1 protein-coding gene and 1 pseudogene are annotated in these 1122 nt (G+C 75.3%); both read right to left on the bottom strand.

All coding sequences use genetic code 11. From position 1 onward, the window contains the following. Positions 1-128 precede the first annotated feature (128 nt). Positions 129-563, bottom strand: a complete 435-nt coding sequence (locus AB0G32_RS15915) for an ATP-binding protein (RefSeq protein WP_361162887.1) — start codon at positions 561-563, stop codon at positions 129-131. Between the two features lie 302 nt (positions 564-865). Then, positions 866-1122: pseudogene (locus AB0G32_RS15920) on the bottom strand (heavy metal transporter); the annotation flags it as partial.

Here is a 1122-nt window from a genome sequence, read left to right on the forward strand (position 1 = left end):
GGCCCAGCCGGCGACGCCCGACGGGGGCGGGGGGGCGGGGGCCCGGGGCCCCGCCCCGCCCCACTCCCACTGGGCCGCGGGGCCCGGGGAAGCATCCCCGGGCCCCGCGGCCATTTCCGATCCGTGGATCAGCCGCCGAGCGGCAGCCCCTGCACCGGCAGGGTGCCGGTGGCCGGCAGGCCCTTGCCGACGGACTCGGCGGGCAGCGTGCGGGCCGTCTCGCCGACCAGGTCACCGGCGGAGCCCGCCGCGTCCCCGGCCGCCTTCTGCGCGGCCGGCGTGGCCTTCTTGACGACCGAACCACCGGTCTTGCCCGCGGCCGGCACCGCCTTCTTCACGGCCTTGCTGCCGGTGTCGCCCGCGGTCTCGGTGACGTTCTGGGCCGCGGCGTCCACGGTGTTGCCGACGTTCGCGCCGTCCAGGGCGGTCAGCCCGCTCAGGTTCGGGGTCGCGGGCAGCTCCGGGGCCGCGCTGGCGGAGCCGGCCGCACCGACCCCGGCAGCCGCTCCCGCGGCGACGAGCAGCGCGGCACGGGCGATCCGGCGGGTCAGGGGGAGGGACATGATGCTCCTTCGACGGAAAGTCAACGGTGAGTCAGGTGAGTCAGGTGAGTCAAGGTGATGACGTCCTCTCGGACGCAGTGACTACCGCTCGAAGTCCACGAAGGTTGCGGCGCGGCAACGTAAAGAGTTGGCAATGCGTCGCATTATCGGGTGCCCCGAAAAGCGGGCAAACCGCTCCGGTGGGAAAGTCTGCTGAATCCTTACGGCTCAGTGCCGGCAAGGGTCGTGACGCGTCAGTGCGGAACGGGACGGCAAACCGGCCGCCGGCCGCCCCGGATAATGCGGAAGAGTGGCGGCTCGCACTAGCGAACGGTGACGATCCGGACCGATCCGCCGTCGCGCTCCGCGCCCCGCGCCCCGGCCGCCGATCCCACCGCCCGCCAGCCGCCGCCGACGGTGCCCGCGCGCCACTCGCGCCCCTCGTACGCCACCCGCTCGATGTGCAGCGCCGAGGCGTGCGCCACCGCCCAGTGCGCCAACTGCCAGCCGCGCCGCCCGTCCGCGCCGCCCGGCACCGCGACCGGCCCGGCCGGCCTCGCCGACACCACGACCGGCCCGG

It is taken from the genome of Streptomyces sp. NPDC023723 (assembly GCF_040639815.1).
GTDB lineage: Bacteria > Actinomycetota > Actinomycetes > Streptomycetales > Streptomycetaceae > Streptomyces.

What these genes read in the sequence shown, in the direction of transcription:
- AB0G32_RS15915 (WP_361162887.1), bottom strand. Translation starts at nt 563, where the DNA reads ATGTCCCTCCCCCTGACCCGCCGGATCGCCCGTGCCGCGCTGCTCGTC.